General features: G+C 70.1%; 14 protein-coding genes. 3 read left to right on the top strand and 11 right to left on the bottom strand.

Annotated elements, in window-relative coordinates; translation table 11 throughout:
- Nucleotides 1–129: 129 nt before the first annotated feature.
- The 5 genes from ACWGKJ_RS00495 to ACWGKJ_RS00475 all read right to left on the bottom strand — a co-directional run bounded on the left by ACWGKJ_RS00495 (nt 130) and on the right by ACWGKJ_RS00475 (nt 4,612).
- Nucleotides 130–1,479: an NtaA/DmoA family FMN-dependent monooxygenase gene (locus ACWGKJ_RS00495; protein WP_385021033.1), complete on the bottom strand. Its 1,350-nt coding sequence runs from the start codon at nt 1,477–1,479 to the stop codon at nt 130–132.
- Nucleotides 1,476–2,339, bottom strand: a complete 864-nt coding sequence (locus tag ACWGKJ_RS00490; protein ID WP_385021036.1) for a creatininase family protein — start codon at nt 2,337–2,339, stop codon at nt 1,476–1,478. Before ACWGKJ_RS00490 ends, ACWGKJ_RS00495 begins: the two co-directional genes overlap by 4 nt.
- Nucleotides 2,336–3,199, bottom strand: a complete 864-nt coding sequence (locus ACWGKJ_RS00485; RefSeq protein ID WP_385021041.1) for a beta/alpha barrel domain-containing protein — start codon at nt 3,197–3,199, stop codon at nt 2,336–2,338. Before ACWGKJ_RS00485 ends, ACWGKJ_RS00490 begins: the two co-directional genes overlap by 4 nt.
- A gap of 95 nt (nt 3,200–3,294) precedes the next feature.
- The gene (locus tag ACWGKJ_RS00480) at nt 3,295–3,846 is read right to left on the bottom strand and encodes a nucleoside 2-deoxyribosyltransferase (RefSeq protein WP_385021044.1); all 552 of its coding nucleotides are present in this window, start codon (nt 3,844–3,846) and stop codon (nt 3,295–3,297) included.
- Between the two features lie 238 nt (nt 3,847–4,084).
- Complete coding sequence (locus ACWGKJ_RS00475) at nt 4,085–4,612, bottom strand: flavin reductase family protein (RefSeq protein WP_385021048.1); 528 nt, start codon at nt 4,610–4,612, stop codon at nt 4,085–4,087.
- A gap of 394 nt (nt 4,613–5,006) precedes the next feature.
- Here ACWGKJ_RS00475 and ACWGKJ_RS00470 point away from each other — a divergent pair, with 394 nt between their 5' ends.
- Complete coding sequence (locus ACWGKJ_RS00470) at nt 5,007–6,665, top strand: CTP synthase (protein ID WP_385021051.1); 1,659 nt, start codon at nt 5,007–5,009, stop codon at nt 6,663–6,665.
- 99 nt (nt 6,666–6,764) lie between these two features.
- On the opposite strand, the gene msrA is transcribed toward ACWGKJ_RS00470, so the two are convergent.
- The 3 genes from msrA to ACWGKJ_RS00455 form a co-directional block, all read right to left on the bottom strand.
- On the bottom strand, nt 6,765–7,436 hold the full coding sequence (msrA, locus tag ACWGKJ_RS00465) for a peptide-methionine (S)-S-oxide reductase MsrA (protein WP_385021054.1): 672 nt from the start codon (nt 7,434–7,436) through the stop codon (nt 6,765–6,767).
- Between the two features lie 55 nt (nt 7,437–7,491).
- Nucleotides 7,492–7,614, bottom strand: coding sequence for a hypothetical protein (locus tag ACWGKJ_RS00460; RefSeq protein ID WP_385021057.1), 123 nt, complete (start codon nt 7,612–7,614; stop codon nt 7,492–7,494).
- 85 nt (nt 7,615–7,699) lie between these two features.
- Entirely contained in the window at nt 7,700–8,815 is a 1,116-nt protein-coding gene (locus ACWGKJ_RS00455) for a hypothetical protein (protein WP_385021060.1), read from the bottom strand.
- A gap of 60 nt (nt 8,816–8,875) precedes the next feature.
- Here ACWGKJ_RS00455 and ACWGKJ_RS00450 point away from each other — a divergent pair, with 60 nt between their 5' ends.
- Nucleotides 8,876–10,033 carry a cystathionine gamma-synthase gene (locus tag ACWGKJ_RS00450; protein WP_385021063.1) on the top strand — a complete coding sequence of 386 codons (1,158 nt, stop codon included), beginning with the start codon at nt 8,876–8,878 and terminating at the stop codon, nt 10,031–10,033.
- A gap of 165 nt (nt 10,034–10,198) precedes the next feature.
- On the opposite strand, the gene ACWGKJ_RS00445 is transcribed toward ACWGKJ_RS00450, so the two are convergent.
- Genes ACWGKJ_RS00445 through ACWGKJ_RS00435 form a run of 3 tightly spaced genes read right to left on the bottom strand, consistent with a single transcriptional unit; the run spans nt 10,199 to nt 11,614 of the window.
- A complete protein-coding gene (locus tag ACWGKJ_RS00445) occupies nt 10,199–10,450 on the bottom strand; it encodes a hypothetical protein (RefSeq protein ID WP_385021066.1) in 252 nt (83 codons plus the stop codon).
- A complete protein-coding gene (locus tag ACWGKJ_RS00440; protein ID WP_385021070.1) occupies nt 10,447–11,067 on the bottom strand; it encodes a sigma factor-like helix-turn-helix DNA-binding protein in 621 nt (206 codons plus the stop codon). The genes ACWGKJ_RS00445 and ACWGKJ_RS00440 overlap by 4 nt, the downstream gene beginning before the upstream one ends.
- A 43-nt stretch (nt 11,068–11,110) precedes the next feature.
- Nucleotides 11,111–11,614 carry a MarR family winged helix-turn-helix transcriptional regulator gene (locus tag ACWGKJ_RS00435; protein ID WP_385021073.1) on the bottom strand — a complete coding sequence of 168 codons (504 nt, stop codon included), beginning with the start codon at nt 11,612–11,614 and terminating at the stop codon, nt 11,111–11,113.
- A gap of 169 nt (nt 11,615–11,783) precedes the next feature.
- Between ACWGKJ_RS00435 and ilvA the strand changes: the two genes are divergently transcribed.
- Entirely contained in the window at nt 11,784–13,013 is a 1,230-nt protein-coding gene (gene ilvA / locus ACWGKJ_RS00430; RefSeq protein ID WP_385021077.1) for a threonine ammonia-lyase, read from the top strand.
- Nucleotides 13,014–13,201: the final 188 nt, after the last annotated feature.

Here is a 13,201-nt window from a genome sequence, read left to right as displayed (position 1 = left end):
GGCGTGCTCGCGCAAGCCAGGGGCCGGCCCGGGGCCGGCGCGCCCGGGTCCCACGGCCGTGCCGCCGTCGTGGCCCGGGGGCCGGATCCCGACGGGCCACGACGACGGCACACGGCCGCGGAACCGGACTCAGAACTCCAGCAGGTTCTGCCGGAGGGTGTTTCCCGGTGTGTACGCGGAGCGGGTGAGCCCCCGGCGCTGGAGCGCCGGCACGAGCCCGTCGGTGACCTCCGCGATGTAGCGGCGGTTCAGCCGCAGCACCGGTGTCGTGATCATGAAGCCGTCGCCGCCGACCTCCTCCATCGCCTCGCCCATCCGCTCGGCCACCTGGTCCGGGGTTCCGATCAGCTCGATCGAGGAGACCAGACCGCCCGCGGCGTCGACGACCAGCTCGCGCAGCGTCTTGCCGCTGCCCCACTGCTGGAGCTGGTCGAGTGAGCCCTGTTCCCCATTGGTCTCCAGCCGGTACGGGAGCGGCTCGTCCAGATCGAACTGCGCGAAGTCGATCTCCGTGAGCGCGGATGTCTCGGCGAGGATGTCGTGGATGAACTGGGGCGAGTTGACCATCCGGTGGTGCTTGTCCCGCGCGTCCTGTTCGGTCTCGCCGAGCACGGGCGTGACACAGAACAGGACCTTGATGTCGTCCGGGTCGCGCCCGTGGCCCTTGGCGTGGGCCCGGACATCGTCGCGGAACTGCTTCATGCCGTCCACGCCGTTGGCGATGGCGATGATCGAGTCCGCGTTGCGGGCCGCGAACGCCCGGCCCCGCGGTGAGGCCCCTGCCTGGACGAAGGCGGGCCGGTGCTGCGGCGAGGGCACGGTGTTGAGCGGGCCGCGCACCTGGAAGTACTTGCCCTTGAAGTGGATGGGACGGACCTTGGTGTGGTCCGCGTACACGCCCTTCTCGCGGTCGAGTACGACAGCGTCGGCGTCCCATGAGGCGAAGAGCTGCCTGACGACATCGACGTACTCGTCCGCCATCTCGTAGCGGACATCGCGCGACGGCAGCTTGTCGAGGCCGAAATTCTGTGCTGCCAGGTCCTCGGCGCTGGTCACGATGTTCCAGCCGAACCGGCCGCCCAGCATGCTGTCCAGGGTCGAGGAGAGCCGCGCCGTCATGAACGGCGGATACGCCAGCGTGGACAGGGTGGACACAATGCCCAGCTGTGAGGTCGACAGCCCCATGGCCACGGCCAGCGGCACGGGGTCGTGCTTGGGCACCACCATCGCCTGTTTGAGGGCCGCCTCGGAAGATCCGCCGTAGGACTCCGGGACCATCAGCTTGTCCTCGACGATGACGTAGTCGAAGCAGGCGCGCTCCAGCGCCTGGGCCACCTCGGTGTGGAACTTGCCGTCCCACGGCGAACCGCCCGTCCCGAACGGGCCCTGCCAGTCGTCCGGGGTGAAGTTGAAGATGAAGGCGAGATGGAACTTCCCCGCCGCCCGGTCGGATTCCCGCTGTGCGTTGCCGTGGGTCATGCGCCTCGTCCCTTCGTTGCGGCTGCGGGCGGTGCGGCCCGGTCCAGGTCCTCTTCGTGGCCGTTGGGGGACGTACGGCCGCGTCGGTCCGGGCGGCTGCGTGCCAGCAGCAGTCCCTCGCCCCGCTGGATCATGGCCAGGGCCTCGTCGGTCACGTGCCGGAAGAGCTTCTCGCCGAGCTCCGCGCTGGAGCCCGAAGTGGAAGAAAGAATCCCGTTGTTGGTGGTCTGCTTCACGTCGATGGGGTGCAGATAGACCCCGCTGCGCGGCGGGCTGTCGTGGTCGGGCCGTGCCTCGGTCACCAGCTCCGGGCGCACGTGCAGCATCAGGCTGGTCTCGGTCAGGCCCGCGTGCTCCGCGTGCCATCCCGGGAATCCGGGTACCTCGGCGGCGATCCAGGATTCCCGCACCAGGCTCCACCAGCTGAACGCGTAGACCTCGGGACCGTCCAGGAGCCCCCGGCCCCGTACCTGGTCGATCGCTTCGAAGAGGAACGGCTCGTTCTCGAAGTGGCCGTTCACGATGACCAGACGTTCGAAGGGAAGCGCGACGAGCGACTCCAGCACCTCCCGTATGTAGCGGATCAGGGTGTCGCCGCCGACGTACAGCGTCCCGGGGAAGGAGAGCCCGCCGCCGCTCTGCGGGAGCGAGCGGGCGGCGATCTGATGCAGGGGCAGGGTGAATGCGTCGAGCCCGGCGGCGATCTCGGCCGCGAACGCCTCGGCGAGATCGGAGTCGACGCTGAGCGGGAGATGAGGGCCGTGCTGTTCGGTGGCGCCGATGGGCCAGACCAGGGTCCGCCCCTGGACGGACCGGTTCACTTCGGAGCTGGTCAGGGCGGAGAACGGCCGCCGGGTCACCGGACCGCCCCCGCCGGGCGTCCCAGAACGGCGTCGGTCTCGGTGACGAGCCGGTCCAGCGTCTCGTACATGTCGGTGTGCAGCGCCGTGTAGACCTGGGCCACATTCGCACCCACGCTCAGGTAGTCGGCGACGTCCCGGCCGGAACTCACACCACCGCACCCCAGCACGGGGAGTTCGAAACCATGTCGGCGAAGCCGCCAGATGGCTGCGAGTACGAGGGGTTTGATGGCGGGGCCCGAGTAGCCGAAGACACCGCCGAGTTCGAGTTCACCGCTTTCGGGCGAGACAGCGGCACCGGAGATCGTGTCGCTGACGGTGACGGCATCCGCGCCGCCCGCGATGGCGGCGCGGACCCGCTCCTCCAGGCCCTCGCCGATGGCGAGTTTGACCGAGAGAGGCAGTGCCGAGTGTGAGCGGGTGGCCGTGGTGTAGGCGTGGACGCGATCGGGGCTGTCGTCCTCGCCGCCCGGCCCCTCGTTGATGCAGGAGATGCCGAGTTCCAGCGCCCGGCAGCCGGTGGCCTCCACCCGCGCGGCCAGCTCACCGAGCTCGGACGGACTGTCGGCGTGCACCGATGCGATGACCGGTAACCGCTCCTCCGCGAAGGACGTCAGTACCGTCAGCCAGTGCTCGACGGACCTCTTGGAGTACGTGGTGCTGTTGAGCATGCCCGAAGGCAGTCGTAAGATCCGCTCGTCGAGATCCTTGGGCGGATTCGGGTGGATCGTTTTGGTGACGACGGCGCCTGCACCGGTCGCCAGCAGCTTGCGGATGTTGCGTTCCTGGTCGGTGAGCAGACCGGACCCGACAACGACGGCGTTCTTGAGGGTGAGTCCCAGAATGCGTACGTCGGACAAGTGATCCTCCGTGGTAGAGCGGCTAGGGGAAGCGCGGCCGGCAGGCCGGGAGCCGGGGTCACCGGGCGCGCAGGAGCGGCTGGCCGCGAGGGCCGTCAGACGCTGATGCCGACGGCCGGCCCGAGCACATCCCGCTGCACCTCGGTGGCGGCGACGACGGCGTCGATCAACAGGCCGGGCTTCTCGTTGAACTCGTCGAAGTCGATGACCTGAACCGAACCCACCCGGTGCAGCCCCTTCAGCAGGTGGCTGGCGGAGTCCACGAACGGCTGCTTGGTGACCAGCACGATGGGGCGGCCCAGCGCGGTGGCCCAGCCGAGTTCGACGTGGGTGCCGTCGGTGCGGCGCAGGGTGAGGTCGGGCAGCACCGGCAGCACGGGGACGAACACGTCGCACTTGCGCATCCAGCGGAAGTCACGGACCGAGACCTGCTCGGGGGTGAACTGTGCGGTGTCCTCACCGAACTTCTCCGCCACATGGGCGGAGAAGATGTTGCCGCCGTTGTCCCGGACGGTCCCGATGGCCCTGGTGATGGCGGTCTGGAGGTCACCCGCGAAGCCCTCCGGGAGGATCGCGTGCTGGATCGGGCCGCCGATGAAGACGTCGAGACCGGTGAGCAGACCGGACCGGCGGGGGGTGGTTGACATGTGAAATTCTCCTGACAGACATGGGGCGTCCATATGGCGCCCATGTGGGCGTGGGGGCGGCATCGCCTGGATTCGGCGCCGGGACTGAATTGCGCCATAATCAGGGGACGCCGGAGGGGGTGGCCAGAAAGGATCAGGCCCTTTCAAGTGGCCGACTTTCGATGATCTGGCGGGAAAGCGATAGGTGTACGTACGGGGGTTGAGCGCGCTTTTCCTGCCTCAATTTTTGCCTTTACGGTTACGTGGTACCGGCTGCATTTTCGGCCAACGATGCATATCGGCCACGGTGATAGAGCAAGGGCTTTCTTTCCTCATCCGTGTTCAGCGCGAGAACCCGGGCGGCGACGACGAAATGGTCGCCCGCGTCGAACTCTGTCTCGGTCGCGCACTCCAGCCAGGAGCACGCGCCGTCGAGTCTCGGGGACTCACCGGGCGGACAGCTCCATCTCAAGCCGGCGTACTTGTTGCCGCCAGAGCGGGCGAAACGCCTGCTCAGGTCGCTCTGATCCGCGGCCAGGACGTTCACGCAGAACCTGCCCACGCCCCTGATGACCGGCCAGGTGGTGGACGTCCGGCCGGGACAGATCAGAATCCGCGGCGGATCGAGGGACAGGGAGGAGAACGCCTGGCAGGTAAATCCGACGGGCCCGTCCGGACCCATGGCGCTGATGACGGTGAGACCTGTACAGAAGCTTCCGACGGCCAGACGGAACGAGCTGTCGGTAACACTGTCCTGAACTGTGGTGGATGCGCTTTCGCCATGCAAGAGCGTTCCTCACGGTAGAACGGTGGACCCCGAGCTGCACGTGGTTCTGTGAGCTTTCTCGGAGGTTTAAAAGTCTGCACTAAATGGCGACTTCAGGCAAGACACCTACCGATCATGAGCAAGGACTTGTAATGATCCAGTTATGGTGAATGATTTAGGAATCCTGGAATGCGCCAACTGGCGCGTAACAGCTGCTTTCCAGGTCGATCCACGAGCCGGCAGCGGTGAAATCGCGCCGATCCCCGGCGCGCACGAGCGCACGCTCGTCCGCCGGGGCCGACGGCGCACCGGCTCCCGGGCCGTCCGCCCCGAGGCGGCGCACGACGTGCGCTGAGCGGCATCCTTGTCGCCCCTCCCAACCAGCCCTGAACCGCCATCAGACGGGAGTTCACTGGTGCCCACGCATCCGTCCACACGGCCGACCAAGCACATCTTCGTCACCGGGGGTGTCGCATCCTCGCTCGGCAAGGGGCTGACCGCCTCCAGTCTCGGTGCGCTCCTCAAGGCCCGCGGCCTGCGCGTCACGATGCAGAAGCTCGACCCGTACCTGAACGTCGACCCGGGCACGATGAACCCGTTCCAGCACGGCGAGGTGTTCGTCACCAACGACGGCGCCGAGACCGACCTGGACATCGGCCACTACGAGCGTTTCCTCGACGTGGATCTCGACGGTTCCGCCAACGTCACCACCGGCCAGGTCTACTCCACGGTCATCGCCAAGGAGCGGCGCGGCGAGTACCTCGGTGACACCGTGCAGGTCATCCCGCACATCACCAACGAGATCAAGCACCGCATCCGCCGGATGGCCACGGAGGACGTCGACGTCGTCATCACCGAGGTCGGGGGCACGGTCGGCGACATCGAGTCGCTGCCGTTCCTGGAGACCGTCCGCCAGGTCCGCCACGAGGTCGGCCGGGACAACGTCTTCGTGGTGCACATCTCGCTGCTGCCCTACATCGGCCCGTCGGGCGAGCTGAAGACCAAGCCCACCCAGCACTCCGTCGCGGCCCTGCGCAACATCGGTATCCAGCCGGACGCCATCGTGCTGCGCGCCGACCGTGAGGTGCCGACCGCGATCAAGCGCAAGATCTCGTTGATGTGCGATGTCGACGAGGACGCCGTGGTCGCCTGTGTCGACGCCAAGTCGATCTACGACATCCCGAAGGTGCTGCACACCGAGGGCCTGGACGCCTATGTCGTGCGCAAGCTCGACCTGCCGTTCCGCGATGTCGACTGGACCGTCTGGGACGACCTGCTGGACCGCGTCCACAACCCCGACCACGAGGTCACCGTGGCCCTGGTCGGCAAGTACATCGACCTGCCCGACGCCTACCTCTCGGTCACCGAGGCCATCCGGGCCGGCGGCTTCGCCAACCGGGCCCGGGTCAAGGTCAAGTGGGTCACGTCCGACGACTGCCGGACCCAGGCCGCCGCGAAGAAGCAGCTCGGCGACGTCGACGCGATCTGTATCCCGGGCGGCTTCGGCGAGCGCGGTGTGGACGGAAAGGTCGGCGCGATCCAGTACGCCCGTGAGAACCGGATCCCGCTGCTCGGCCTCTGCCTGGGCCTGCAGTGCATCGTCATCGAAGCGGCGCGGAACATCGCGGACATCCCCGACGCCAACTCCACCGAGTTCGACGCGGTCACCGGCCACCCGGTGATCTCCACGATGGAGGAGCAGCTGGCCTACGTCGAGGGCGCGGGCGACCTGGGCGGCACCATGCGGCTCGGCCTCTACCCGGCGAAGCTCGCCGAGGGCTCGCTCGTCCGTGAGGCGTACGAGGACCAGCCCTACGTCGAGGAGCGCCACCGCCACCGCTACGAGGTCAACAACACCTACCGCGCCGAGCTGGAGACCAAGGCCGGCCTGGTCTTCTCGGGCACCTCCCCGGACAACAAGCTCGTCGAGTACGTCGAGTACCCGCGCGAGGTGCACCCCTACCTGGTCGCCACCCAGGCCCACCCGGAACTGCGCTCCCGCCCCACCCGGCCGCACCCGCTCTTCGCCGGCCTGGTCAAGGCCGCCGTCGAACGTCGGGGGCGACAGGAGTGAACGAAGGAGCCCCGGCGCCGGGAGCGCCCTGAAGATCTTGCCAGGGCTACCAGGAGGCCAGGGGTCCCGGCACGCGTACGGCCGTACCGGCCCTTGTCCCTATCCCTCCGAGGACGCGGCCCTGCCCACACCCACCGGGCAGGAGACGCCCGTACCGCCGATGCCGCAGTACCCCGCCGGGTTCTTGTCCAAATACTGCTGGTGGTAAGGCTCGGCCGGATAGAACTGCCGCCCGTCCGCCGGCTGGATCTCCGTGGTGATCGTGCCGTACCCGGAGCCCGTCAGGACCTGCTGGTACGCCTCGCGGGACGCGGACGCGGCGGCTGCCTGGGCCGGGGAGTGGGTGTAGATCGCCGAGCGGTACTGGGTGCCCACGTCGTTGCCCTGGCGGAAGCCCTGGGTCGGGTTGTGGGACTCCCAGAAGATCTTGAGCAGCGTCGTGTACGGGACGATCTCCGGGTCGAAGACCACCCGGACCGCCTCCGTGTGGCCGGTGAGGCCCGAGCAGACCTCCTCGTACGCCGGGTTGACCGTGGAGCCGCCCTGGTAGCCGACGAGCGTGGTCCAGACGCCCTCGGTCTGCCAGAAGATGCGTTCGGCGCCCCAGAAGCAGCCGAGGGCGAAGTCGGCGGTCTCCAGCTTGGCGGGGTACGGGCCGGACAGCGGGTTGCCCAGGACCGTGTGGAGGGCGGGCAGCTCGAATTCCGGGGTGCCGCGGCCCTTCAGGGCCTGGTCCGGGGTGGGGAGCTGGGGGGTGCGGTTCAGGAACATCGGCTGCGGCTCCTCGGGGAGTATGGGTGCACCCCGTGCAACGCATGAGCCCCGGTCAGGATTCCTGGTGGTCATCGGGGGACGTCCTGCGCTCCAGCCAGGCCGCCGTCTTCCTCCTGGACCGGAGCCAGAAATAGGCACCGAAGCCGATCAGGACCAGCGGTATGAGGCGTGTCATCGGGGTTGCTCGTTCCTCTTCGGGTTACCCCGTGCAGGATTCCGGGGTTCCCGCGTACGGGGCGTACGGGGTGCTGTCAGCCTACTCAGCGGGGCAGCGTGGCCGGGGTGCCGCCGTTCGCCTCGTAGCCCGCCACCGCCAGCGCCCGGTACACCGCGTACACCGCGGCCGGGTCCTCGTCGAGTGTCCACGGCAGCGCCCCCACATGGCCGTCGACGCGGACCAGCTGGTCCATCGCCTCCCGCCAGCGTTCCGACCTGACCAGGAAGAGCACAAGCAGATGCCGTACGTGCGCCAGCACCGGGTCGTCGGTGCGGGCCGTGTGCACCGCGTGCAGCGCTCCCTCCACCGCCCTGGTGACGACCGCGCTCCGGTAGAAGCCGCGCACCAGCATCACCTCGGGCAGATGCTCGTAGACCGCGAAGAGCGGGAGCGCGGCCAGCAGCGAGCCCCGGGGTGCGCGGGCCGCCGCCGCGTGGGCGAACTCGTCGGCCCGGTCGCGGGAACCGTGCCACTTCTCGCACCAGTAGTGCAGCGCCTCCAGATGCGCCCCCATGTGCTCCGGTGCGCGGTCGATGACCTTGGCCCACACCTCTTCGAACTGCGGCTCCGGGTAGGCGAGTCCACGGCCGACGGCCAGCTCCACGAGGTACGGGACGGGGTCGCCGGGGGCGAGCAGCGCCGCCTCCGCGCAGACCGTGCGCGCCTCCTCCAGGAGGATCCGGAAGTCGTCGGCGGCGGCGCCCCCGGGCGCCGGACCGGAGCGCCACGCCTGCTGTACGAGGAACGCGGCGTGCACCTGGGCCGCGCCCGCGTCCTTCGGTGACTCGGAGCGCCAGTTGCGCAGCCAGGCCCCGCCGGTGCCCGGCCGCTGCGCCAGCTCCAGCGAGGCTGCCCCGGCGAACGCCTGTACCCGCTGCCAGCGCAGCTCGCCGGATCGGGGGGTACCGGCGAGCAACTGGGCGGCCGGGCGCCAGTTCTGGGTGTGCTGCACCACGTCCAGTACGTCGAGCAGATCCTGGTCCGGGCCGGGCAGCCGTACGTCCAGCTCCTCCTGGCGCAGGAACCCGTACGCGTCGGGGTCCGCGGCGTCCGGGGAGCCGGGCAGCACCTGGTGGATACCGCCGCGCCGGCGCAGCAGGTACGGGCCGAGCACTGCCGCGAGCATGCACACCGCGAGCAGGAACCAGAGAATCTCCATGTCCCCAGCGAACCAGACACGGCCGACATCTGACCACTGTGCTCGGTACGCTCGGTGCCCATGAGCGACGATCACAACGTGCATCAGGGTTTCGAGACCCTCGCCATCCACGCAGGCAACACCGCGGACCCCCTGACGGGCGCGGTCGTTCCCCCGATCTACCAGGTCTCCACGTTCAAGCAGGACGGCGTGGGCGGGCTGCGCGGCGGCTACGAGTACAGCCGCAGCGGCAACCCGACGCGTACCGCCCTGGAAGAGAATCTGGCGGCTCTGGAGGGCGGGCGGCGCGGGCTCGCCTTCGCCTCCGGCCTCGCCGCCGAGGACTGCCTGCTCCGTACGCTGCTGACGCCCGGGGACCACGTGGTCATCCCGGACGACGCGTACGGCGGGACCTTCCGGCTCTTCGCGAAGGTCGTGTCCCGGTGGGGCGTCGAGTGGTCGGTCGCCGACACCACGGACCCCGCTTCGGTGCGGGCCGCCATGCGGCCCCGTACCAAGGCGGTCTGGGTGGAGACGCCTTCCAACCCGCTGCTGGGGATCACGGACATCGCGGCGGTCGCCGATGTGGCGCGCACGGCGGGCGCGAAGCTCGTCGTCGACAACACCTTCGCCAGTCCCTACCTCCAGCAGCCGCTGGCGCTCGGCGCGGATGTCGTCGTGCACTCGATGACCAAGTACATGGGCGGCCACTCGGACGTGGTCGGCGGCGCGCTGGTCGTCAACTCCGACGATCTGGCTGAGGAGTTGGCATACCACCAGAACGCGATGGGCGCGGTCTGCGGGCCGTTCGACGCCTGGCTGGTGCTGCGTGGGATCAAGACGCTGGCCGTACGGATGGACCGGCACAGCGAGAACGCCACCCGGATCGCGGAGATGCTGACCCGGCACCCGAAGGTCGAAGGCGTCCTCTACCCGGGGCTGCCCGACCACCCGGGCCATGAGATCGCGGCGAAGCAGATGCGGTCGTTCGGCGGGATGGTGTCCTTCCGGGTGCGGGGCGGCGAGGCGGCGGCGGTCGCGGTCTGCGACCGGGCGAAGCTGTTCACGCTGGGCGAGTCGCTCGGCGGGGTGGAGTCGCTGATCGAGCACCCGGGGCGGATGACGCACGCGTCGGTGGCCGGTTCGGCCCTTGAGGTCCCGGGGGACCTGGTGCGGCTCTCGGTGGGCATCGAGTCGGCGGACGACCTGCTCGCGGATGTGCAGCAGGCGCTGGGCTGACGCCTGCGGGCCGCCCTGCGACGCCCTGCGGGCCGGCCCCGCCCGTCGACGCCGCTGCTCCGGATCCGGAAGGGTCCGGAGCGGCCGCCGTCGCGGGATGCTGCTGTTGGGGGCCGTTGGGGGCCGTTGGGGGCCGTCGCGGGACGGTGCTGTGGAGCGGCCCGCTCAGTACCCCTCCACCGGCGGGGTCGTCCGGGCCGGGGGCGGGGTCCAGGGGTGGGTCAGCGTCGCCCACACCACGAAGGCGGCGAGCGCCGCCGCCAGCAGCAGCCACACCGCTCTGCGGCCCGCTGTGCGGCGGCGCCGGATCCGGGCGCCGCGTTCCGCCGCGCGGAGCGCCAGGTCGGCCGGGACCGGCGGATGCGGCCCGGCCAGCATCCGCCGGGCCATCTCCTCCTTGCGGTCCGGCAGGCTCATGGCGTCGCCACTTCGGGCAGCGGGGGCGCGGGCACCGGCGGGGTGCTGCGCAGGGTCGCCGTCGCGTGGGCGCAGAGCGCGCGGACCCGTTCCGCCGGGAGACCGACCGCCGCAGCGACCTGTTCCTCCGCGATCCCCTCGTACAGCCGCAGCACCAGGACGAGGCGCTCCTGCGGGGTCAGCCGCTCCAGCAAGCCGCCGCCCGCCGGGGCCCGCGCCCCGGCCCCCGAGCCCGGCCGCAGCCGGTCCGGCAGCCGCAGCCGGTCCGGCAGCCGGAGCCGGTCCGCCGGCCGGAGGCGGGGCCAGGGGATGTGCGTGGGAGGGGTCACGCGCGGGGCGCTGTGGGTGAACCGGGGGCGCCGCCAGGCACTGTGTGCGAAGTGGCCCACCAGCTCCTGGCGGGTGTGCTCGTACGGGTCGTCGCCGCGCAGCCGGTCCCACTGCGCGTAGGTACGGGAGAGCGCGCCGATGAGCAGCCGCCGTGCCCGTGGGGTGTCACCGGGGGGCTCGGCGGTGAGCAGTACGGCCACATGGAGAAGCCGTCCGGCCGCGCCCGCGACGAAGGACTCGAACTCCTCGTCGCGGCGGCGTTCCCGTGCTGCTGTCCGCTCCCGCACAGTGCCTCCCTGCTCTCATCTGAGAGCAGGGCGCGGCACCCGGTCAAGAGGTCGGCGCGGCCGGCTCCTGGGGTCCTGTCGTACGGCCGGAGAGCGAGGAGTTGAACCGGGTCAGCAGGGTGCAGAAGGCTTCGCGGTCCTCCTGGGTCCACCCTTCGGTGACCTGGGCCATCAGCTCGCGCCGTGAGGAGCGGACCTCCTCCAGGCGGGCCTGGCCGCGCGGGGAGAGTTCGAGGACGACCGCCCGGCCGTCCTCGGGGTGCGAGGTGCGCTTGACCAGGCCGGTGTCGACGAGCGGGGCGACCTGCCGGGTCACGGTCGAGGAATCGATGCCCATGCCCGCGGCCAGCGCCTTCACCCCCATGGGGCCTTCCCTGTCCAGCCGGTTGAGCAGCAGATAGGCGGCGCGGTCCATCGAGTTGCGCGCCTGGCCGACGCCCCCCATCCGGGTCTGCTCGGCGCGGCGGGCGAAGAGGGCCACCTGGTGCTGGAGGGCATCGAGGAAGCCGGGGTCGATATCAGAAGTCATGTCCTGAGAAAGGGGCATGGCCGGGGGGCTCTCTTCGTACGGAGGGCGGACAGTGGGGGACAGAGTACGCGGACCGGGGCCGCACCGTACCTGCCCTGTTCCAACCGTTGTGAACATGAGGGTCCAGCCGTTGCCGGGCCCCGGACTCGGGCGGCCCGTCCGGTGCCGAGCTGCGAGACTTGACGCCATGAGCTTCGGTACGTCACACCCCCTGCCGCCGCTGATCCTTGATGACGTCCTCGGAGCGCAGAAGATGCTCTCCGGAGTGTCCAGGACGACGCCGATCGAGGGCAGCAGACATCTCTCGCGTCTGGTCGGGGCCCCGGTCCGCTTCAAGTGCGAGAACCTCCAGCGGACCGGTTCGTTCAAGCTGCGCGGCGCCTATGTCCGGATCGCCGGGCTGCGCCCCGAGGAGCGGGCGGCCGGGGTGGTCGCCGCCAGTGCGGGCAACCACGCGCAGGGCGTCGCGCTCGCCTCGTCGCTCCTCGGGGTGCGGTCCACGGTCTTCATGCCGCTGGGTGCGCCGCTGCCGAAGGTCGCGGCGACCCGTGAGTACGGCGCGGAGGTACGGCTGCACGGCCAGGTCGTCGACGAGACGCTCGCCGCCGCGCAGGAGTACGCGCGGGAGACCGGCGCCGTCTTCATCCACCCGTTCGACCACGCCGACATCATCGCGGGGCAGGGCACGGTGGGTCTGGAGATCCTGGAGCAGTGCCCGGAGGTGCGGACGATCGTCGTCGGGATCGGCGGCGGGGGGCTGGCCGCCGGGATCGCGGTCGCGGTGAAGGCGCTGCGGCCGGATGTGAAGGTGGTCGGTGTGCAGGCGGCGAACGCCGCCGCGTACCCGCCCTCGCTGGCGGCGGGGCGGCCGGTGGCGGTCGAGACGCGTCCGACGATGGCCGACGGCATCAAGGTGGGGCGCCCCGGGGATGTGCCGTTCGGGATCGTCCGGGAGCTGGTGGACGAGGTGCGCACGGTCTCCGAGGACGAGCTGTCCAGCGCGCTGCTGCTCTGTCTGGAGCGGGCCAAGATGGTCGTCGAGCCCGCGGGTGCCAGCCCGGTCGCCGCGCTGCTGAGCGACCCCGGGGCGTTCGAGGGCCCGGTGGTCGCGGTGCTGTCGGGCGGCAATGTGGATCCGCTCCTGATGCAGCGCATCCTCACCCACGGGATGGCGGCGGCGGGCCGCTTCCTGTCGCTGCGGCTCCGGCTGACCGACCGTCCGGGGGCGCTGGCGACGCTGCTGGGTGTGCTCTCGGTCGCCGACGCCAATGTGCTCGATGTGAGCCATGTACGGACCGATCCGCGGCTGGGTCTGACCGAGGCGGAGGTGGAGCTGCATCTGGAGACGAAGGGGCCCGAGCACTGCGCCGAGGTCGGTGCGGCGCTGCGGGACGCGGGGTACGCCGTCATCGGATGAGGAGCGGGGCGGAAAACGGGGAACCCCTGCGGATACGCGATACATCGCGTTAGCGTGTGCGGTACGCGCCCCGTGTCGCCGACGCGTCGCGCACCACGCGCCACTCGCCGGAGAGCGGTATGGCCGTGCCAAAATCGCGGGCCAAATTTACGATGCGTCCGTAAAACCGCCCACAAGCGATATAGCGC

It is taken from the genome of Streptomyces sp. NPDC054757 (assembly GCF_053612185.1).
The sequence above is the reverse complement of the archived record's forward strand: the minus strand, read 5'-3'. Positions and strand labels throughout refer to the sequence as shown.

What these genes read in the sequence shown, in the direction of transcription:
- ACWGKJ_RS00495 (WP_385021033.1), bottom strand. Translation starts at nt 1,479, where the DNA reads ATGACCCACGGCAACGCACAGCGGGAATCCGACCGGGCGGCGGGGAAG.
- ACWGKJ_RS00480 (WP_385021044.1), bottom strand. Translation starts at nt 3,846, where the DNA reads ATGTCAACCACCCCCCGCCGGTCCGGTCTGCTCACCGGTCTCGACGTC.
- msrA (WP_385021054.1), bottom strand. Translation starts at nt 7,436, where the DNA reads ATGTTCCTGAACCGCACCCCCCAGCTCCCCACCCCGGACCAGGCCCTG.
- ACWGKJ_RS00460 (WP_385021057.1), bottom strand. Translation starts at nt 7,614, where the DNA reads ATGACACGCCTCATACCGCTGGTCCTGATCGGCTTCGGTGCCTATTTC.
- ACWGKJ_RS00455 (WP_385021060.1), bottom strand. Translation starts at nt 8,815, where the DNA reads ATGGAGATTCTCTGGTTCCTGCTCGCGGTGTGCATGCTCGCGGCAGTG.
- ACWGKJ_RS00450 (WP_385021063.1), top strand. Translation starts at nt 8,876, where the DNA reads ATGAGCGACGATCACAACGTGCATCAGGGTTTCGAGACCCTCGCCATC.
- ACWGKJ_RS00445 (WP_385021066.1), bottom strand. Translation starts at nt 10,450, where the DNA reads ATGAGCCTGCCGGACCGCAAGGAGGAGATGGCCCGGCGGATGCTGGCC.
- ACWGKJ_RS00435 (WP_385021073.1), bottom strand. Translation starts at nt 11,614, where the DNA reads ATGCCCCTTTCTCAGGACATGACTTCTGATATCGACCCCGGCTTCCTC.
- ilvA (WP_385021077.1), top strand. Translation starts at nt 11,784, where the DNA reads ATGAGCTTCGGTACGTCACACCCCCTGCCGCCGCTGATCCTTGATGAC.